We start from the raw sequence: 17787 nt of genomic DNA on the forward strand, positions 1-17787 counted from the left end.
AGCCCGCCCGCTGGCGGGATCCCGCCAGCGGGCAAACCCCGCGAACCGGACACCCGCCCCACCCGCACCCCCCGCACCGGCGACTGGCGAGACCTGGCCAATCCCGGCCGCCGCCCTGTCCTTTCCCGCACCAGAGTTGTCATGCTTCTGACCAAGCCCCGTTCGACGGCCGTCGCCCCCACCCACTGACGGCCTGTCAAGGACCGCACGGGAGCAGCACGTCAGCGCCCTACCGCCCCACGGCGCCAACCCCGGCGCCCCGGTATGCGGCGCGACCGCGCACACGCGGTTTCCCGGAAGGAACCCCGCACGTGAAGCGAAAGCTGACAGCCGGAGCCGTACTCTCCGCCACCGCCCTGCTGGCCGGCGCCATCCAGGTCGCCGCCGCCCCCGCCCAGGCCGCCGCCCCCTCCCCCGTCCAGCAGCGCGAGGCGCTGATCGCCCTGGCCGGCGGCGAGGCCGCCCCGGTGGCGCGGGCGCTCGCGCTCGGCGGCCAGGAGAAGCTGGTGGTCAAGGACGCGGTGCTGGACAGCAACGGCGACCGGCACCTGCGGTACGAGCGGACCCTGGGCGGCCTGCCGGTGCTCGGCGGCGACCTGGTGGTGCACCAGAAGGCCAACGGCACGATCACCTCGGTGGACCGGGCCTACGAGGGCCGGCTCGCGCTGGCGAGCCTCACCCCGGCGCTGTCGGCCGACAAGGCCTCCGCGCAGGCGCTCGGCGCGGTCCGGGAGACCGTCGGCATCGCCGCCGACGAGGACGAGGCGGCGATCAGCCGGGTCGACGGCGCCGGCGCGGCGCAGCTGGTCGTCTGGGCCGCCGACGGCAACCCGCGGCTCGCCTACCAGACCGTGGTCCACGGGCAGCGGGCCGACGGCACCCCGAGCAGCCAGCGGCTGGTCACCGACGCCGCCACCGGGGCCCTGCTCTCCAGCCACGAGGAGTTCCAGACCGCGACCGGCAGCGGCAAGGGCGTCCACGTCGGCTCGGTCACGCTGACCACCACCCAGAGCGGCTCGACCTACCAGCTCAAGGACGGCTCCCGGGGCAACCAGTGGACCGGCAACGCGGCCGGCGGCAACGCCCTGTACACCGACGCGGACAACGTCTGGGGCAACGGCCTGGCCTCCAACACCCAGTCCGCTGCCGTGGACGCCCAGTTCGGCGCGGCGGCCACCTGGGACTACTACAAGAACACCTTCGGCCGCAACGGCATCAAGAACAACGGCGTCGGCGCGAGCAGCCGGGTGCACTACGGCAACGCCTACGTGAACGCGTTCTGGAACGACTCGTGCTTCTGCATGACGTACGGCGACGGCTCCGGCAACACCAACCCGCTGACCGCGATCGACGTGGCCGGCCACGAGATGACGCACGGCGTCACCTCCGCCACCGCCGGGCTGGTCTACTCCGGCGAGTCCGGCGGCCTCAACGAGGCCACCTCGGACATCTTCGGCACGATGGTCGAGTGGTACGCCAACCTGCCGGGCGACGTGCCGGACTACCTGATCGGCGAGAAGATCAACATCTTCGGCAACGGCAAGCCGCTGCGCTACATGGACCAGCCCTCCAAGGACGGCAAGTCCAAGGACGCCTGGTACTCCGGCGTCGGCAACATCGACGTCCACTACTCCTCGGGCGTGGCCAACCACTTCTTCTACCTGCTGGCCGAGGGCAGCGGCGCCAAGACCATCAACGGGGTCAGCTACAACAGCCCGACCTCCAACGGCTCCACCGTCACGGGCATCGGCCGGAACAAGGCCGCCGCGATCTGGTACCGGGCGCTGACCACCTACTTCACCTCGACCACCAACTACAAGGCCGCCCGCACGGCGACCCTGAAGGCGGCGTCGGACCTCTACGGCGGCACCAACAGCACCGAGTACAAGGCGGTCGCCGCGGCCTGGAGCGCGGTGAGCGTCAACTAGTCCGGTGACGGGTCCGGGGCCCTGCGACGGGCGCCCGGGCCGCCTCCGAAAACGGCAGCAGGCTGCCGGGGCCACTGGGAGAGGGGCCCCGGCAGCCTGTCTGCCAGGGCGTGTCCGACGATTCGCGGCGAGGTGCGTGCCCCGGCGCCGCACGCCCGGCGGGAATTGTCAGACACGCCCCAGCCGGAGGGACGGTCAGGCTGCGGCGGGCTCGCGCACCGGCGCGAGCTCACCGCGCTCCTCCTTCTTCAGGGTGCGCTCGGCGAAGAAGCCGCCGGTGGGCAGCACCGAGAGGACGAACAGCAGGATGCCGCGCTTGGCGTCCCACTTCTGCGCCTGCCAGGCCATGATCCAGAAGACCACGTACAGGATGAACAGGATCCCGTGGACCATGCCCATCACCGGCACCGCGTCGAAGCTGGTGGTGCGCTTGAGCACCGAGCAGACCAGGAGCAGGAGGAAGGAGAGGCCCTCGGGGCCGGAGACCAGGCGCAGGCGGTGGACGGCGCTGCTGTTCACGATGGGTACCTCGTATGGGGGGTCGGAGATCGCTTGTGAACCGGCGCACAAGCATCCCCGCCATTATCACCGAGCACCCGTCCGGGCCTGCGGCCGGGGTCCGCCCCGGGGCGCCGCCCGCCGGGCCGGGACCGCCCCATTTGTCGCAGACCGGTACCAGAACACCGACGCCCCCTCCCCGGGCCGGGCCGGGGCCCGCTACATTTCGGCCGTGGCACAGTTTCGACTCCAAGGGTCCAAGACGCTCGCCGTCGACATGACGGGCGACGGCGTCAAAGCCAGAAACGGCTCGATGGTCGCTTACACCGGCCAGATGAGCTTCAAGAAGCTCACCGGCGGCGGCGACGGCCTGCGCGGCATGGTGACCCGGCGCCTGACCGGCGAGCAGATGGTCGTCATGGAGGTGAAGGGGCAGGGCACCTGCTACTTCGCCGACCGGGCGACCGAGATCAACCTGGTCAGGCTGAACGGCGAGACGCTCTACGTCGAGTCGGACAACCTGCTCTGCACCGAGGGCACGCTGAAGACCGGCACCACCTTCACCGGGCTCAACGGCATCTCCTCCGGCAACGGCCTCTTCACCACCAAGGTCGAGGGCCACGGCTGGGCCGCCGTCACCTCCAAGGGGCCGGCCATCATCCTGCGGGTTTCCCAGGGCATGCCGCTGCGGGTCGACCCGGGGGCGTACGTGGCGCACACCGGCAACCTGAGCCGCAGCCTGAAGTCGGGTGCCGGCTGGAGCACCTTCATCGGCGAGGGCGGCGGCGAGGCCGTCCAGGTGGAATTCACCGGCGAGGGCCTGGTGTACGTGCAGCCGTCCGAGAAGCTGACCATCGGGGGCGACGTCTGATGCCGTTCACCAGGATCAACAACAAGATGATCGAGGCCCGGGTCGTCCCCGGGCAGCGGCTGTTCAGCCAGCGCGGCGCGATGCTCGCGTACACCGGCGAGGTGCGGTTCACCCCGAACATCACCGGCGGGCAGGGCGGGGTCATGTCGATGATCGGCCGCCGGGTGGCCAACGAGGACACCCCGCTGATGACGGTCGAGGGCCAGGGCAGTGTGATGTTCGGCCACGGCGGCCACCACGTCCACGTGATCGACCTGAACGGCGACACCCTGTACGTCGAGGCGGACCGGCTGCTGGCCTTCGAGGGCACGCTGCAGCAGTCGACCATGTTCATGGGCTCGCAGGGCGGCGTGATGGGCATGGTCCGCGGCCAGGTGACCGGCCAGGGCCTGTTCACCACCAAGCTGGAGGGCCACGGCGCGGTCGCGGTGATGGCGCACGGCGGCGTCTTCGAGCTGCCGATCACCCCGCACCAGCCGGTGCACGTCGACCCCCAGGCCTACGTCGCCCACCGCGGCCAGGTCCAGAACAAGCTGTCCACCGCGCTGGGTTGGCGCGACATGATCGGCCGCGGCTCCGGCGAGGCGTTCCAGCTGGAGCTGTCCGGCAACGGCACGGTGTTCGTGCAGGCGAGCGAGGAGAAGCTCTGATGTCCTACCCGCCGCAGCCCCCCTACGGGCAGCCGCACGACCCGTACGGCCAGCCGTCGCCGTACGGCCAGCCCTCGCCGTACAACCAGCCCACCCAGCCGGGCTTCCCGGCCGCCCCGCCGCCGCCCGGCTACGGCCCGCCGCCCGGCCAGGGGTACCCGCCCCCGCCGCCGCAGGGCTACCCGGCCCAGCCGCCGCAGCAGTACGCCCAGGAGCAGTACGGCGGCGCCCAGGCTCCGCTGCCCAAGGCGCAGGACGGCTCCGGCCCGGTGGTGCACGACGTGCACAGCCTGCCGGCCAACGACAACGTCAACCCGTACGCCTTCTCGGTCGACCTGAACGGCTCGTACTTCCTGCAGAAGGGCAAGATGATCGCCTACTACGGCGACATCTCCTTCAAGGGCGTGGGCGCCGGCGCGATCGACCGGATGCTCGGCATGCACTTCAACTCGCCGATGCACGCGGCGGACTGGGTGGTCGCCGAGGGCCGGGGCAAGCTGCTGCTCGCCGACCGCGCCTTCGACCTCAACTCCTACGACCTGGAGGACGGCAACCTCACCGTCCGCTCGGGCAACCTGCTGGCCTTCGAGCCGACGCTGAAGCTCAAGCAGTCGATCATCCCCGGGTTCCTCACCCTGATCGGCACCGGCAAGTTCGTCGCGGCCTCCAACGGCCCGGTGCACTTCGTCGAGCCGCCGATCCGGGTGGACCCGCAGGCGCTGGTCGGCTGGGCGGACTGCCCGGCGCCGTGCCACCACTACGACCACGACTACATGCACGGGGTGATCGGCGGCATCCGCCGGCTCACCGGGCTGGGCGGCGCCTCCGGCGAGGAGCACCAGTTCGAGTTCATCGGCGCGGGCCAGGTGCTGCTGCAGTCGACCGAGGTGCTGATGGCCGAGCGCGCGGTCGGCCAGGTGCACGCCGAGGCGGGCGTGCCGATGGGCGGGGTGCCCTCGCAGCACGCCTCCGGCCACGGCAGCCAGCTGCCCAACGTCAACGTCCCCGGGCTCGGTAACCTGGGCGATCTCGGGCGGCGCTTCGGCCTGTAAACTCGTACAAGATTGAACTAAATGCGGTATGCTGGGCGCATGGATACGCACACCATCGACGCCGCGGACGTCTCCCCCTCGGAACCCGAGGAGGAGACTCCCTGGCTGACCGCCAGGGAGCAGCGGATGTGGCGCGCCCATCTGGAGGTCGCCAAGTTGCTGGACTACCAGCTCGGCCGCGAGCTCCAGCCGCACAACCTGGCGATCAACGACTACGAGATCCTGGTCGTGCTCTCCGAGGCCCCCGAGCGGCGGATGCGGATGACCGACCTGGCCACCGCGACCCTGCAGTCCAAGAGCCGGCTCTCGCACCAGATCACCCGGATGGAGTCGGCCGGGCTGGTGCTGCGGCAGGAGTGTCCGGGCGACCGTCGCGGCCTCTACGCCCACCTGACCGAGCACGGCTGGGCGACCATGCAGCGGGTCGCGCCCGACCACGTGCGCAGCGTCCGCGCGCACTTCATCGACCGCTTCACGCCCGAGCAGCTGGACGCGATGTACGAGGCGTTGGCCCCGGTCGCCGAACACCTGCGCGGGCTGCGCGGGCGCGCCTGAGCGGCCGCCCCGACGCGAACGCCCCGACCCGTACGCCCCGACGCGAACGCCGGAGGGCCGGCTCCCACCACGGGAGCCGGCCCTCCGGCGTTCCGCCGTCCCGGGGGTCAGCCCCGGGTGAGCCCGGTGACCAGCTCGTCGGCCGCGCGGTACGGGTCCAGCTCGCCGTCCACCACCCGCTCGGCCAGCGTGGCCAGGTGGCGGTCCCCGTGCAGGTCGCCGATCCGGGCCCGCAGCGCGGCCAGGGCGATCGCCTCGACCTCGTCGGCGGCCCGGCGGCGCCGGCGCGTGGCCAGCTCGCCGTGCTCCTCCAGCCAGGCGCGGTGCTTCTCCAGCGCCTCGACCACCTCGTCCACGCCCTCGCCGCGGGCGGCGACGGTCTTCACGATCGGCGGGCGCCAGTCCCCCGCGTCACGGGCCTCGCCGAGGCCGAGCATGTGGTTCAGCTCCCGGGCGGTGGCGTCGGCGCCGTCCCGGTCGGCCTTGTTCACCACGAAGACGTCGCCGATCTCCAGGATCCCGGCCTTGGCGGCCTGGATCCCGTCGCCCATGCCGGGGGCCAGCAGCACCACGGTGGTGTCCGCCTGGGCGGCGATCTCCACCTCGGACTGGCCGACGCCGACGGTCTCGACCAGGATCACGTCGCAGCCCGCCCCGTCCAGCACCCGCAGGGCCTGCGGGGCCGCCCAGGAGAGGCCGCCGAGGTGGCCGCGGGTGGCCATCGAGCGGATGAAGACCTCGGGGTCGGTGGCGTGGTCCTGCATCCGGACCCGGTCGCCGAGCAGCGCGCCGCCGGAGAACGGCGAGGAGGGGTCGACGGCCAGCACGCCGACCCGCTTGCCGAGCCGCCGGTACGCGGAGACCAGGGCGGAGGTGGAGGTCGACTTGCCCACGCCCGGCGAGCCGGTCAGGCCGACGGTGTAGGCGCGGCCGGTGTACGGCGCGAGCGCCGCCATCACCTCGCGCAGTTCGGGGGCGGCGTTCTCGACCAGCGAGATCAGCCGGGCCACGGCGCGCGGACGGCCCTGTCGGGCCTGCTCGACCAGCGTCGCGACATCGATCATCAGCAGCTCCTAGCGCCGAAGGGCTGCGGACCGCTTGTGGCGGTCCGCAGCCCCGAGAGGTGAGTCGGCCCGTCAGGCCTTCGGAACCCGGACGATCAGCGCGTCGCCCTGGCCGCCGCCGCCGCAGAGCGCGGCCGCGCCGACGCCGCCGCCGCGGCGCTGCAGCTCCAGCGCCAGGTGCAGCACCACGCGGGCGCCGGACATGCCGATCGGGTGGCCGAGCGCGATCGCGCCGCCGTTGACGTTGACGATGTCCGCGGAGACGCCGAGGTCCTTCATCGACTGGTGGGCGACGGCCGCGAAGGCCTCGTTGATCTCGATCAGGTCGAGGTCACCGACCTCCAGGCCCTCCTTGGCCAGCGCGTGCTTGATCGCGTTGGACGGCTGCGACTGCAGCGAGTTGTCCGGGCCGGCCACGTTGCCGTGGGCGCCGATCTCGGCGATCCAGGTCAGGCCCAGCTCCTCGGCCTTGGCCTTGCTCATCACGACCACGGCGGCGGCGCCGTCGGAGATCTGCGAGGAGGTGCCGGCGGTGATCGTGCCGTCCTTGGCGAAGGCCGGGCGCAGCTTGCCCAGGCCCTCGACGGTGGTGTCCGCGCGGATGCCCTCGTCCTGGCTGAAGACGACCGGCTCGCCCTTGCGCTGCGGGATCTCGACGGGGACGATCTCGGCCTCGAAGAGGCCGTTCTGCTGCGCCTTGGCGGCCCGCTGGTGCGAGGCGGCGGCGATCTCGTCCTGCACGTCGCGCGGGATGCCGAGGCGGGCGTTGTGCTTCTCGGTGGACTCGCCCATCGGGATGTTCTCGTAGGCGTCGGTCAGGCCGTCGTACGCCATCGCGTCCAGCATCTCGATCGCGCCGTACTTGAAGCCCTCGCGGGACTTCGGCAGCAGGTGCGGGGCGTTGGTCATCGACTCCTGGCCGCCGGCCACGACGATGTCGAACTCGCCGGCGCGGATCAGCTGGTCGGCGAGCGCGATGGCGTCCAGCCCGGAGAGGCAGACCTTGTTGATGGTGAGCGCCGGGACGTTCATCGGGATGCCGGCCTTGACGGCGGCCTGGCGGGCCGGGATCTGGCCGGCGCCGGCCTGCAGCACCTGGCCCATGATCACGTACTGGACCTGGTCGCCCGAGACGCCGGCCCGCTCCAGGGCACCCTTGATCGCGATGCCGCCGAGCTCGGCGCCGGAGAAGCCCTTGAGCGAGCCGAGCAGGCGACCCATCGGGGTCCGCGCACCGGCAACGATCACAGAGGTGGTGTTGGTCATGGGACGGGCCCCTTCGCACGTCGTGGCCAGGTGAGGATGCGCTCAATGTACTGACCTGTAACCCGCCCGTCACCGGACCGACGGTGTGATCGAGCGCACTGGCACTGTCCAGTCAACACCGTGTCAACGCGATCCGGGTGAACCCCGCCGGACGGCCCGCCGTGTGAGCAGGCTCGCACCGCCATCACTGGCGCGCCCAGGACGCATGCGCTGCACTGTTGGCGTCCCGTCACCCGCCCAGTACCGGAGGCCATCGTGCTGACCCGCATCGACCACATCGGCATCGCCTGCCGCGACCTCGACAAGACCGTCGAGTTCTACCGCGCCACCTACGGCTTCGAGGTCTTCCACAGCGAGGTCAACGAGGAGCAGGGGGTGCGCGAGGCCATGCTCAAGATCAACGACACCGGCGACGGCGGCGCCTCCTACCTCCAGCTGCTGGAGCCCACCCGGCCCGACTCCACCGTCGCCAAGTGGCTGGAGAAGAACGGCGAGGGCGTCCACCACATCGCCTTCGGCACCGCCGACGTCGACGGCGACGCCGACGCGATCCGGGACAAGGGCGTCCGGGTCCTCTACGACCAGCCGCGGATCGGCTCGATGGGCTCGCGGATCACGTTCCTGCACCCCAAGGACTGCGGCGGCGTGCTGACCGAGCTGGTCACCTCGGCCGAACCGGGCTCGCACGACGCCCACTGAGCCGCCCGGCGGGTGCCGCTCCCGGGCGGCACCCGCCGGTGACCCGTCAGTAATGTCGGCCAATGCCCGGAAAACTCCCACGCGGCCATTCCCCGGCCGAACACTCCCACTACAATGCCCAGGTGCGCGAAGGCTCCGGGGGACGGGGACGTCGGGCACGGCCGATGACAGGCCCGTCCGCCCTCCGGTGGTCGGCCCGTCGCAGGGGAGTCCATTTCGCGGGCACGGCTGAACAGTCGCAGCTCTGATCTGTCACCATTCTCCACAAGGCAAGAGTTCGCCCAGGAGTCCACTCGGACGGGGGAACGCGGCACGACCGCGCTCCGTCGCCCACCCGGACTCCGACGACCGCGGCGGACGCCCCTGCGAGGGGTCGTCCACCGGCCGCGGATGCAAGGACCAGTCGGACCGGGGCCCCGGACAAACGGGTGCCCGGGAACGGCCGTGGTCGAGGACGCGACCAGGAGATGGATGGGACCGCGGAGTGCGGGGCTACGACCGCTACGAGGTTGACGATCACCTCTCCCAGTTCGAGGCCGAGATGGATCGGACTCGAAAGGAGCGGGACAAGGCCGTCGAGCATGCCGAGGACCTCGCCTACCAGGTGGAGGTGCTCCGGGCCAAGCTGCACGAGTCCCGTCGCATGCTCGCCCAGCCGCGTGCCTTCGACGCCGTCTCCGGCCAGGCCGAGCAGATGCTCCGCACCGCCGAGATGCAGGCCCAGCAGCTGCGCGCCGACGCCGAGCGCCAGCTGCGCGACTCCCAGGCCGCGACCCAGCGGATCATGGCGGAGGCCGCCGAGCGCACCGCCCGGCTGGAGGCCGAGCTGGCCGCCCGCCGCCGCCAGCTGGAGGACGAGCTCACCGAGCTGCGGCGCAGCGCCGAGCAGCACGTCAAGGAGAACGTCAACTGGGCCGAGCAGACCCGGGCCGGCCACGAGCAGGAGGCCCAGCGCCTGCTCCAGGAGGCCCGTGGCGAGGCCGACCGGCTGATGGCCGCGGCCCGCGCCGAGGCCGCCGCCCTGGCCGACCAGGCCCGGGCGCAGACCGCCGCCGACGTCGACGCCGCCCGCGGTGAGGCCCAGGCCGCCGCCGAGGCCGCCCTCCAGCGCGCCCAGAACGACGCCGAGCGGCTGCTGCGCGCCGCCTCCGAGCAGGCCCAGCAGGCCGGCGCCCAGGCCGCCGCCGACGTCGACGCCGCGCGGGGCGAGGCCCAGCAGCAGCTCGCCGCCGCCCGCGGTGAGGCCCAGCAGCAGCTCGCCGCAGCGCACGTCGCCGCCGAGCAGCAGCTCGCCGCCGCACAGGCCGAGATCGGCCGCCTCAAGGAGGCCGCCGCCGCCGAGCAGCAGCGTGCCCAGGCGGCCCTCGCCCACGCCCAGGCCGAGATAGAGCGGCTGCGCGCCGAGGCGATCGCCGAGGCCGAGCGGACCAGGCGGGAGGCCGCCGAGCTGCGCGCCCAGGCCGAGGCCGCCGCCGAGCAGCTGCAGGCCGACGCCGAGGCCGCCGCCGTGCGCAAGGTCGCCGACGGCGAGGCCGCCAGCGAGCAGCGCTCGCAGACCGCCCGGGCCGAGGTGGCCCGGATGGTCGCCCAGGCCACCAAGGAGGCCGAGGCCATCAAGGCCGAGGCCGCCACCAAGCAGGCCGAGGCCGACGCCGCCAAGGCCGCCGCCACCGAGGAGGGCGAGCGGCTGCGCGCCACCGCCGAGTCGGTGGCCGGGGAGCTGCGCGCCGAGGCCGAGGCCGCGATCGCCGAGATGCGGGCCCGGGCCGAGCGCGACGTCGCCGAGCTGCGGGCGCAGGCCGAGGCCGTCGCCGAGCGGCTGCGCAGCGAGGCCGAGGAGGCTGGCCGCGCGGCCGGCGCCAAGGACGCCACTGTCCACCTCGCCAAGGCCGCCAAGACCGCCGAGGAGGTGCTCGGCCGGGCCGACCAGGACGCCGCGACCACCCGGGCCGAGGCCGCCGCGGAGGCCGAGCGGATCCGGACCGAGGCCGCCGCCGAGGCCGAGCGGCTGCGCGAGCAGGCGCGGGCCGCCGTCGAGCAGGCCCAGAACGCCGCCCTGGACGACGCCGCGGCCGTCCGCGAGCGCATCCAGGAGATGCAGGACGAGGCCGCCCGGCTGCGCGCCGAGGCGGAGGAGCTGCGCGCCCAGGCTGCCGCCGAGGCCGACCGGACCCGGGGCGAGGCACGCCGCCAGGCCGTCGTCCAGATCGAGGAGTCGGCGAAGAGCGCCGAGGAGCTGCTCACCAAGGCCAAGACCGACGCGGACGAGCTGCGCGCCGGCGCGGCGGCCGAGATCGAGCGGCTGCGTGCGCAGGCCCAGGAGCAGGCCGCCGAAACCCAGGGACGCGCCGAGCAGACCCTGGAGCGGGCCCGCGCCGAGGCCGGCAAGACCGTCGCCGCCGCCGAGCAGCAGGGCCAGGACGCGCTCGCCGCCGCCAAGGCCGCGGCCGCCGAGAACCGCGCCGCCGCCGAGCGGGAGACCGCCGAACTGCGCCGCGAGGCAACCGAGTTCGACCAGCGGGTGCGGGCCGAGGCGGGCTCCGCGGCGGAGGCGCTGCGGACCGACGCCCAGGCCGAGGCCACCGCCGTCCGGGACGCCGCGATCGCCGACGCCGAGCGGCTGCGCACCGAGGCCGACACCGAGGCGGCCCGCCTCCGGGGCGAGGCCGAAGCGGCCGCCGAGGCCCTGCGCGAGGAGAGCCGGCGCGAGCGTGAGGAGGCCGCCGCCGGGCTGCTCCGCGAGCGCGAGGAGACCGCCGAGCAGCTGGCCGGCGCCCGGACCGCCCGCGAGCAGGCCGAGCAGGCCGCCGCCGAGCTGACCGAGCGCACCGCGACCGACACCAAGGCCCGGCGCGAGAACGCCGAGGCGTACGCCGACCGGGTCCGCACCGAGGCCGAGCGGACCGCCACCGAGCTGTCCGAGCAGACCGCCGCCGAGACCTCCCGGCTGCGCGCCGAGGCCGAGGAGGCGCTGGAGAGCGCCCGGGCCGCCGCCGAGCAGCAGCTGGCGGAGGCCGAGGAGACCGCCGGAACGCTGCGCGAGCGGGCCGAGGCCGACCTCGCGCTGGCCTCCGAGCAGGCCGAGACGGTCCGTGCCGAGGCCGGCCGGGAGCTGTCCCAGGCCCGCGCCACCGCCGACTCCGTCCGCGCCGAGGCCGAGGCCGAGCTGGACCGGGCCCGTGCCGACGGCGAGGAGCTGGTCGAGGCCGGCAAGGCCGAGGCCGCCCGACTGGTCTCCGCCGGCGAGGACGAGGCCGCCGAGGTCCGCCAGTCGGTGGCCGGCATGCACGAGGCCGCCTCGCAGCAGATCGCCGAGCTCCGGGCCACCGCGGAGGCGGAGGCCGCCGAGACCCGCCGCGAGGCCGAGCAGGCCGCCGCCGAACTGCGCGACACCGCCGAGCGGGAGAGCGCGGAGCTGCGCGAGCTGGCCGAGCGCGAGACCACCGAGCTGCGCGAGCGGACCGACCGCACCGTGGCCGAGCTGCGCGACACCGCCGAGCGCGAGACCACCGAGCAGCGGGCCCTGGCCGACCGCGAGACCGCCGACCAGCGCGCCGAGGCCGAGCGCGAGACGGACGACCTGCGGGCCCGGACCGCCGCCGAGACGGCCGCCCTGCGCGAGCAGACCGAGCAGGAGCTGACCGCCGAGCGCGAGGCCGCCGAGGCCGAGCTGGCCCACCGGCGCGCCGAGGCGCAGGCCTACGACGAACGCCTGCGCGCCGACGCCGAGGCCGAGCTGCAGGCCGCCCAGGAGGCCGCCGAGCAGCACCGCGCCGACGCCGAGGAGCAGGCCGCCCGGACGGTCGCCGCCGGCGAGGAGCGGGCCGCCGCCGCGATCGCCGAGGCCGAGGAGTTCGCCGCCGGCCTGCGCAGCGAGGCCGAGGAGTACGCACTCGCCACCCGCACCCTCGCGGACGAGTACGACGCGGCCACCCGCGCCCGTGTCGACGCCTACGACGCCGACACCCGCGAGGCCGCCGAGCAGTTCGACAAGGCCACCCGCGAGCACGCCAAGTCCGTGCTGGAGAAGGCCTTCGCCGACGCCGAGGCACTGGGCGACGACGCCCAGACCACAGCGCTGGCGACCACCGCCGCCGCCGAGGAGCAGGCCGACGCGATGGTCGCGGCCGCCCGCAAGGAGGCCGACCGGCTGGTCGCCGCCGGCGAGGCCGCCGGGCAGGGCGAGGTCGAGAAGGGCCGGTCCGACGCCGACGCGCTGCTCTCCGAGGCCCGCCGGGACGCCACCGCGATCCGCGAGCGCGCCGAGGAGCTGCGCGAGCGCACCGACGCCGAGGTGGAGGCCCTGCACGAGCGCGCCCGCAAGGAGAACGCGCAGGCCATGAAGTCCGCCGGCGAGCGGGTGGACGCGCTGGTGACGGCAGCCCAGGAGCAGCTGACCGAGGCCGAGGAGCAGGCGGTCGCCACCGTCGCCGAGGCCGAGGAGCGGGCGGCGGCACTGGTCGCGGCCGCCGATGACCGCGCCAACGAGCTGACCTCGGAGGCGTCCGCCGAGGCCAGCAAGGTCCGGATCTCCGCGGTCCGCAAGGCGGAGAGCCTGCTGAAGGAGGCCGAGACCAAGCTCGCCGACTCGACCGACCGCGCCGAGGCCCTGATCGTCAAGGCCGAGGCCAAGCTGAAGTCGGCGCAGGACGAGGCCGAGGAGAAGCTGGAGTCCGCGGCGGCCGAGGCCGAGAAGCGGCTGCGCACCGCCGACGAGGCCGCGGACGAGCAGATCGAGCTGGCGAAGGCCGAGGCGGAGCGCGTGCTCTCCGAGGCGCGGGCCGAGGCGAAGCGGGTCACCGACGAGGGCCGGCGCGAGCTGGACGAGCTGGTGCGCCGCCGGAAGGACATCAACACCGAGATCTCCAGGGTCCAGGACGTCCTGTCCGCCCTGGAGGCCTTCGAGGCACCGTCACCGGTCGCCCAGGCCAACGGGGGAAGCAGCGGCAAGAAGGACGGGGGTGCCAAGGCGGGTGCCGGAGTTGGCGCCCCCCGGTCGGGTGGCAATCGCTCCAAGAACGCACCACCCGATTGAGCGGACATTGTCCGCGGGACAACGGCATTTCGCCGTCGACACTCCGGTACCGTGTCAGGATTCCCTCAACCACCTCAGCGGTTTGACGACAGGAAGCCCAGAACCCCATGAGCGACAGTCACTCCCCTCACGGCTTCGACCTGGTGCGCCGTGGGTACGAGCGTGCCCAGGTCGACGAGCGGATCACCAAGCTGGTGGCCGACCGTGACAGTGCGCTGACCCGGATCAGCGCGCTGGAGAAGCGCATCGAGGAGCTCCACCTGGAGACCCAGACCGCCCAGGCGGCGGTCGCCGAGCAGGAGCCCTCGTACGCCGGTCTCGGTGCCCGGGTCGAGAAGATCCTGCGTCTCGCCGAGGAGGAGGCCAAGGACCTGCGCGACGAGGCGCACCGCGCCGCCGAGCAGCACCGCGAGCTCGCCGAGGCCGCCGCCCAGCAGGTCCGCACCGAGGCCGAGAACTACGCCAAGGACCGCAAGGCCAAGGCCGAGGACGAGGGCCTGCGGATCGTCGACAAGGCCAAGAGCGACGCCGCCCAGCTGCGCGCCGAGGCCAACAAGGACGCGCAGAACAAGCGCGAGGAGGCGGACGCCCTCTTCGAGGAGACCCGCACCAAGGCCGCCCAGGCCGCGCTGGAGTTCGAGACCAACCTGGCCAAGCGCCGCGAGCAGTCCGAGCGCGACCTGGCCGCGCGTCAGGCCAAGGCCGAGAAGCGCCTGGCCGAGATCGAGCACCGCGCCGAGCAGCTGCGCCTTGAGGCCGAGAAGCTGCGCACCGACGCCGAGCGCCGCGCCCGCCAGACCGTCGAGACGGCCCAGCGCCAGTCCGAGGACATCGTGGCCGACGCCAACGCCAAGGCCGACCGGATCCGCAGCGAATCCGAGCGCGAGCTGGCGGCGCTCACCAACCGCCGCGACAGCATCAACGCCCAGCTGACCAACGTCCGCGAGATGCTGGCGACGCTGACCGGCGCGGCCGTGGCCGCCGCCTCGCTGCCGAACGACGACACCATGGGCGTGCCCGCCCAGCAGTCGCGCTGACGCTCCGGCGGAACGGGCCCCCACCCCTCCCGGGGCGGGGGCCCGTTCCGCTGTCCGCCGGCCCGCCGCGCCTCAGCGCGGGTAGGCGCCGTCCGGCCGCTGGTGGCCGCAGCTGAGCTGGTTGCCGTCGTCGTCCGAGACGGTGCCGAACCACGAGGTGCACCAGACCGACACCGAGTCCGGCCAGTACTGCACCTCGAAGGGGTGCCCCGAGCCGTAGTCCCCGTACGAGGTGACGATGAACGTCTCCCCCGGGCGCAGCCAGTAGTCCTCGCCGAGTGGCTCCAGGGTCAGCTCGACCAGGTGCTCCCCGCGGTTGGTGACGGGCATCCGCCCGGTGACCTCCAGCGCCGAGAAGTCCCAGGCACCCGGCTCCCCGCTGTGCTCGTTCATCCCGCCGCCCCGCTCCCCGCTGCGCCCGCTCACCCCGCCACCCGCTCCAGCAGTCGGCACACCGTGGCGTTGAACTCCTCGGGCGCCTCCAGCGCGCTCAGGTGACCCACGCCGGGGATGACGGTCAGCTCGGCGTCCGGCAGGGCCCGGACCATCAGATCGGCCTCGGAGAGCGGCACCAGGCCGTCCTGCTCCCCCGCCACCACCGAGGCCGGCACCCGGAGTCCGGCCAGCACGTCCAGGGCCTCCGGCCGGGCCGCCATCGCCCGCTGAGCCCAGGCGACCGCGGCCGGCGCCGCCCCGGCGACCATCTTCTGCACCCGCTCGACCAGGTGCCCGGAGTCCGGGCCGAGCTGGTTCGCCGCCGTCCTCTCGTCGAGAAGCAGCTGGACGCTGTCGCGGGCCAGTACCGCGGCGGCGATCCGCTCCCGGTTGGCGCGGACCGCCTCGGCATCGGCGGTGGCCCTGGTGTTGGCCAGCAGCAGGCCGGCCAGCCGGTCCGGGTGGCGGCGGGCGAAGGCCAGCGCGACGTACCCGCCCATCGAGAGGCCGCCGACCACGGCCCGCTCGACCCCGGCCGCGTCCAGCAGCAGGGCGACGTCGTCGGCGACCGCGTCCAGCGAGGGCTCGCCGGTTCCCAGCTCGGTGCCGCCGAAGCCGCGCTGGTCGGGGGCGAGCACCCGGGCCCGGTGGCCGGTCGGTCCGGGCAGGGCGTCCAGTTGGGCGGACCACATCGATGCGTCGAGCGGGAAGGCGTGCAGCAGCACGAGGGGTGTTCCGGAACCGCTCTCGCGGACGGACACTGCGGAGGGGAGCTGGGTCATGGGGCCCACCGTATTCCGGTGCGCCCGGCGGGCCCACTCAGCGGGCCGCCCCGTCCGGTTTGTCATAGCCTGACGGAGAGTAAGGGAGCGCGAATGATCGAGTTGCACGACCTGACGAAACGCTACGGGAAGACCCTCGCCGTGGACCGGCTGAGCTTCCGGGTACCGCAGGGGGTGGTCACCGGCTTCCTCGGGCCCAACGGCGCGGGCAAGTCCACCACGATGCGGATGATCCTCGACCTGGACCGGCCCACGGCCGGCCGGGTCACCCTCGACGGCAGGAGATACGGGCAGCTCAGCGAGCCCCTGAAGTACATCGGAGCGCTGCTGGAGGCCAAGGCGGTCCACCCGGGCCGCACCGCCCGCGACCACCTGCTCTGGCTGGCCCAGAGCAACCGCATCCCGAACGCCCGGGTCGACGAGGTGCTCGCCCTGGTCGGCCTCACCTCGGTCGCGCGCAAGCGCGCCCGGGGCTTCTCGCTCGGCATGGGCCAGCGCCTGGGCATCGCCTCGGCGCTGCTCGGCGATCCCGAGATCGTGATGTTCGACGAGCCGGTCAACGGGCTCGACCCGGAGGGCATCCTCTGGATCCGCAACCTGATGAAGCGGCTGGCCGGCGAGGGCCGGACCGTCTTCGTCTCCTCCCACCTGATGAGCGAGATGGCCGTCACCGCCGACCACCTGGTCGTCATCGGCAAGGGCCGGCTGCTCGCCGACATGCCGATGGCCGAGTTCATCCGGCACAACTCCCGCTCCGCGGTGCGGCTGCGCACCCCGCAGCCCGAGCGGCTGCTGGACGTGCTGGCCGGCGCCGGGATCCGGCACGAGCCCGGCCCGGGCGGCTCGTACGAGGTGGTCGACGGGGACCTCGCCGAGCTCGGCGAGCTGGCCGCCACCCACGGTGTGGTGCTGCACGAGCTCAGCCCTCAACAGGCCTCCCTGGAGGAGGCGTTCATGCAGATGACGGCCGACTCGGTGGAGTACCACGCCGGGGCCGGCGAGGGCCGCGACGCGGTCGGCGGGGCAAGCGGGGCGGGCGGGGCAGGCGGGGCGGGCGGGGCAGGTGCCTGGGGCGCCAACTGGCAGGGCGGTGCGGCGCGGCAGCCGGCCGCCCGCGGCACGGAGGAGAACTGAGATGGCGTCCTTCCCGGCGATCCTGCGCTCCGAGTGGACCAAGATCCGCAGCGTCCGCTCGACGGTCTGGACGCTCGCCCTCGCCTTCGTCGTCACCGTCGGCCTGGGCGCGCTGCTGTCCCTGCTGACCAACAACAACTTCGCGGAGTTCCGGCGCGGCGAGGAGACCCCGTTCGACGCCACCGGGACGGCCTTCTCCGGCATCATGCTCGGCGAACTGGCCATCATCGTCTTCGGCGTGCTGGCGATCGGCAACGAGTACAGCAGCGGGATGATCCGGGTCACCCTGGCCGCCGTCCCGCAGCGCGGCACGCTGCTGACCGGCAAGGCCGTGGTGCTCGGCGCCCTGGCCTTCGCCGTCGCCCTGGTCACCGCGTTCATCACGTTCTTCGTGGGCCAGGCGCTGCTGGGCGAGCACTCCACCAGCCTCACCGAGCCGCACGTGCTCCGTGCGGTGTTCGGCGCCGCGCTCTACCTGACGATGCTCTGTCTCTTCTCGGCCGGCGTCACCGCGATGCTGCACAACCAGACGCTGGCCCTCGGCGTGCTGGTGCCGTTCTTCTTCCTGCTCTCGCCGATCCTCTCGGCGGTGCCGAAGGTCAAGACGCTGGCCCACTACTTCCCGGACTACGCGGGCTCGCGGATGCTGCTGGTCTACGAGCAGCACGGCCAGCCGTACGGCCCGTGGGCCGGGTTCGCGATCTGCCTGACCTGGACGCTGGCCGCGCTGGCCGGCGGCGCGCTGGTGCTGAAGAAGCGCGACGCCTGACCGGCCGTCCGG

At 73.5% G+C, this 17787-nt stretch carries 15 protein-coding genes; 10 read left to right on the plus strand and 5 right to left on the minus strand.

All coding sequences use genetic code 11. The annotated features are described in order from the left end of the window. The first annotated feature begins 311 nt into the window (after positions 1 to 311). Positions 312 to 1928, plus strand: coding sequence for a M4 family metallopeptidase (locus ACIPSC_RS10365; protein WP_400824639.1), 1617 nt, complete (start codon positions 312 to 314; stop codon positions 1926 to 1928). A gap of 195 nt (positions 1929 to 2123) precedes the next feature. Here the strand turns inward: ACIPSC_RS10365 and ACIPSC_RS10370 are convergent, their stop codons facing one another. Further along, complete coding sequence (locus ACIPSC_RS10370; protein ID WP_400824967.1) at positions 2124 to 2450, minus strand: DUF3817 domain-containing protein; 327 nt, start codon at positions 2448 to 2450, stop codon at positions 2124 to 2126. A gap of 208 nt (positions 2451 to 2658) precedes the next feature. Between ACIPSC_RS10370 and ACIPSC_RS10375 the strand changes: the two genes are divergently transcribed. The 4 genes from ACIPSC_RS10375 to ACIPSC_RS10390 all read left to right on the plus strand — a co-directional run bounded on the left by ACIPSC_RS10375 (position 2659) and on the right by ACIPSC_RS10390 (position 5554). Then, entirely contained in the window at positions 2659 to 3297 is a 639-nt protein-coding gene (locus ACIPSC_RS10375; protein WP_400824640.1) for an AIM24 family protein, read from the plus strand. Beyond that, positions 3297 to 3947 (plus strand): AIM24 family protein, encoded by a 651-nt coding sequence (locus ACIPSC_RS10380; RefSeq protein WP_238865193.1) that lies wholly within the window; start codon positions 3297 to 3299, stop codon positions 3945 to 3947. The genes ACIPSC_RS10375 and ACIPSC_RS10380 overlap by 1 nt, the downstream gene beginning before the upstream one ends. Before the next feature lie 239 nt (positions 3948 to 4186). Further along, the gene (locus ACIPSC_RS10385) at positions 4187 to 4999 is read left to right on the plus strand and encodes an AIM24 family protein (protein ID WP_400824968.1); all 813 of its coding nucleotides are present in this window, start codon (positions 4187 to 4189) and stop codon (positions 4997 to 4999) included. A 39-nt stretch (positions 5000 to 5038) separates the two neighbouring features. Continuing rightward, a complete protein-coding gene (locus ACIPSC_RS10390; protein WP_238865195.1) occupies positions 5039 to 5554 on the plus strand; it encodes a MarR family winged helix-turn-helix transcriptional regulator in 516 nt (171 codons plus the stop codon). Positions 5555 to 5661: 107 nt separating this feature from the next. Here ACIPSC_RS10390 and meaB read toward each other — a convergent pair whose 3' ends face one another. Both meaB and ACIPSC_RS10400 read right to left on the minus strand, forming a co-directional pair. Then, positions 5662 to 6618 carry a methylmalonyl Co-A mutase-associated GTPase MeaB gene (gene meaB, locus ACIPSC_RS10395; protein ID WP_400824641.1) on the minus strand — a complete coding sequence of 319 codons (957 nt, stop codon included), beginning with the start codon at positions 6616 to 6618 and terminating at the stop codon, positions 5662 to 5664. A 72-nt stretch (positions 6619 to 6690) separates the two neighbouring features. After that, a complete protein-coding gene (locus ACIPSC_RS10400) occupies positions 6691 to 7884 on the minus strand; it encodes an acetyl-CoA C-acetyltransferase (protein WP_400824642.1) in 1194 nt (397 codons plus the stop codon). A 255-nt stretch (positions 7885 to 8139) separates the two neighbouring features. Here ACIPSC_RS10400 and mce point away from each other — a divergent pair, with 255 nt between their 5' ends. The 3 genes from mce (at position 8140) to ACIPSC_RS10415 (ending at position 14655) form a co-directional block, all read left to right on the plus strand. Beyond that, positions 8140 to 8583: a methylmalonyl-CoA epimerase gene (mce, locus tag ACIPSC_RS10405; RefSeq protein WP_400824643.1), complete on the plus strand. Its 444-nt coding sequence runs from the start codon at positions 8140 to 8142 to the stop codon at positions 8581 to 8583. Between the two features lie 484 nt (positions 8584 to 9067). Further along, positions 9068 to 13618 carry a hypothetical protein gene (locus ACIPSC_RS10410; RefSeq protein WP_400824645.1) on the plus strand — a complete coding sequence of 1517 codons (4551 nt, stop codon included), beginning with the start codon at positions 9068 to 9070 and terminating at the stop codon, positions 13616 to 13618. Positions 13619 to 13725: 107 nt separating this feature from the next. Beyond that, positions 13726 to 14655 carry a cellulose-binding protein gene (locus ACIPSC_RS10415; protein ID WP_238865206.1) on the plus strand — a complete coding sequence of 310 codons (930 nt, stop codon included), beginning with the start codon at positions 13726 to 13728 and terminating at the stop codon, positions 14653 to 14655. 72 nt (positions 14656 to 14727) lie between these two features. Here the strand turns inward: ACIPSC_RS10415 and ACIPSC_RS10420 are convergent, their stop codons facing one another. Both ACIPSC_RS10420 and ACIPSC_RS10425 read right to left on the minus strand, forming a co-directional pair. Continuing rightward, positions 14728 to 15048, minus strand: coding sequence for a hypothetical protein (locus ACIPSC_RS10420; protein WP_400824646.1), 321 nt, complete (start codon positions 15046 to 15048; stop codon positions 14728 to 14730). 29 nt (positions 15049 to 15077) lie between these two features. Next, complete coding sequence (locus ACIPSC_RS10425; protein ID WP_400824647.1) at positions 15078 to 15872, minus strand: alpha/beta fold hydrolase; 795 nt, start codon at positions 15870 to 15872, stop codon at positions 15078 to 15080. 93 nt (positions 15873 to 15965) lie between these two features. On the opposite strand from ACIPSC_RS10425, the gene ACIPSC_RS10430 reads away from it, so the two are divergent. Next, positions 15966 to 17006 carry an ABC transporter ATP-binding protein gene (locus ACIPSC_RS10430; RefSeq protein WP_400824648.1) on the plus strand — a complete coding sequence of 347 codons (1041 nt, stop codon included), beginning with the start codon at positions 15966 to 15968 and terminating at the stop codon, positions 17004 to 17006. Position 17007: 1 nt separating this feature from the next. Next, complete coding sequence (locus tag ACIPSC_RS10435; RefSeq protein ID WP_400824649.1) at positions 17008 to 17775, plus strand: ABC transporter permease subunit; 768 nt, start codon at positions 17008 to 17010, stop codon at positions 17773 to 17775. Positions 17776 to 17787 lie beyond the last annotated feature (12 nt).

Source organism: Kitasatospora sp. NPDC090091 (assembly GCF_044747365.1).
GTDB lineage: Bacteria > Actinomycetota > Actinomycetes > Streptomycetales > Streptomycetaceae > Kitasatospora.

Coding starts and splice junctions, on each gene's coding strand:
- meaB (WP_400824641.1), bottom strand. CDS start 6,618: ATGATCGATGTCGCGACGCTGGTCGAGCAGGCCCGACAGGGCCGTCCG.
- ACIPSC_RS10420 (WP_400824646.1), bottom strand. CDS start 15,048: ATGAACGAGCACAGCGGGGAGCCGGGTGCCTGGGACTTCTCGGCGCTG.
- ACIPSC_RS10415 (WP_238865206.1), top strand. CDS start 13,726: ATGAGCGACAGTCACTCCCCTCACGGCTTCGACCTGGTGCGCCGTGGG.
- ACIPSC_RS10380 (WP_238865193.1), top strand. CDS start 3,297: ATGCCGTTCACCAGGATCAACAACAAGATGATCGAGGCCCGGGTCGTC.
- ACIPSC_RS10435 (WP_400824649.1), top strand. CDS start 17,008: ATGGCGTCCTTCCCGGCGATCCTGCGCTCCGAGTGGACCAAGATCCGC.
- ACIPSC_RS10400 (WP_400824642.1), bottom strand. CDS start 7,884: ATGACCAACACCACCTCTGTGATCGTTGCCGGTGCGCGGACCCCGATG.
- ACIPSC_RS10390 (WP_238865195.1), top strand. CDS start 5,039: ATGGATACGCACACCATCGACGCCGCGGACGTCTCCCCCTCGGAACCC.
- ACIPSC_RS10430 (WP_400824648.1), top strand. CDS start 15,966: ATGATCGAGTTGCACGACCTGACGAAACGCTACGGGAAGACCCTCGCC.
- ACIPSC_RS10425 (WP_400824647.1), bottom strand. CDS start 15,872: ATGACCCAGCTCCCCTCCGCAGTGTCCGTCCGCGAGAGCGGTTCCGGA.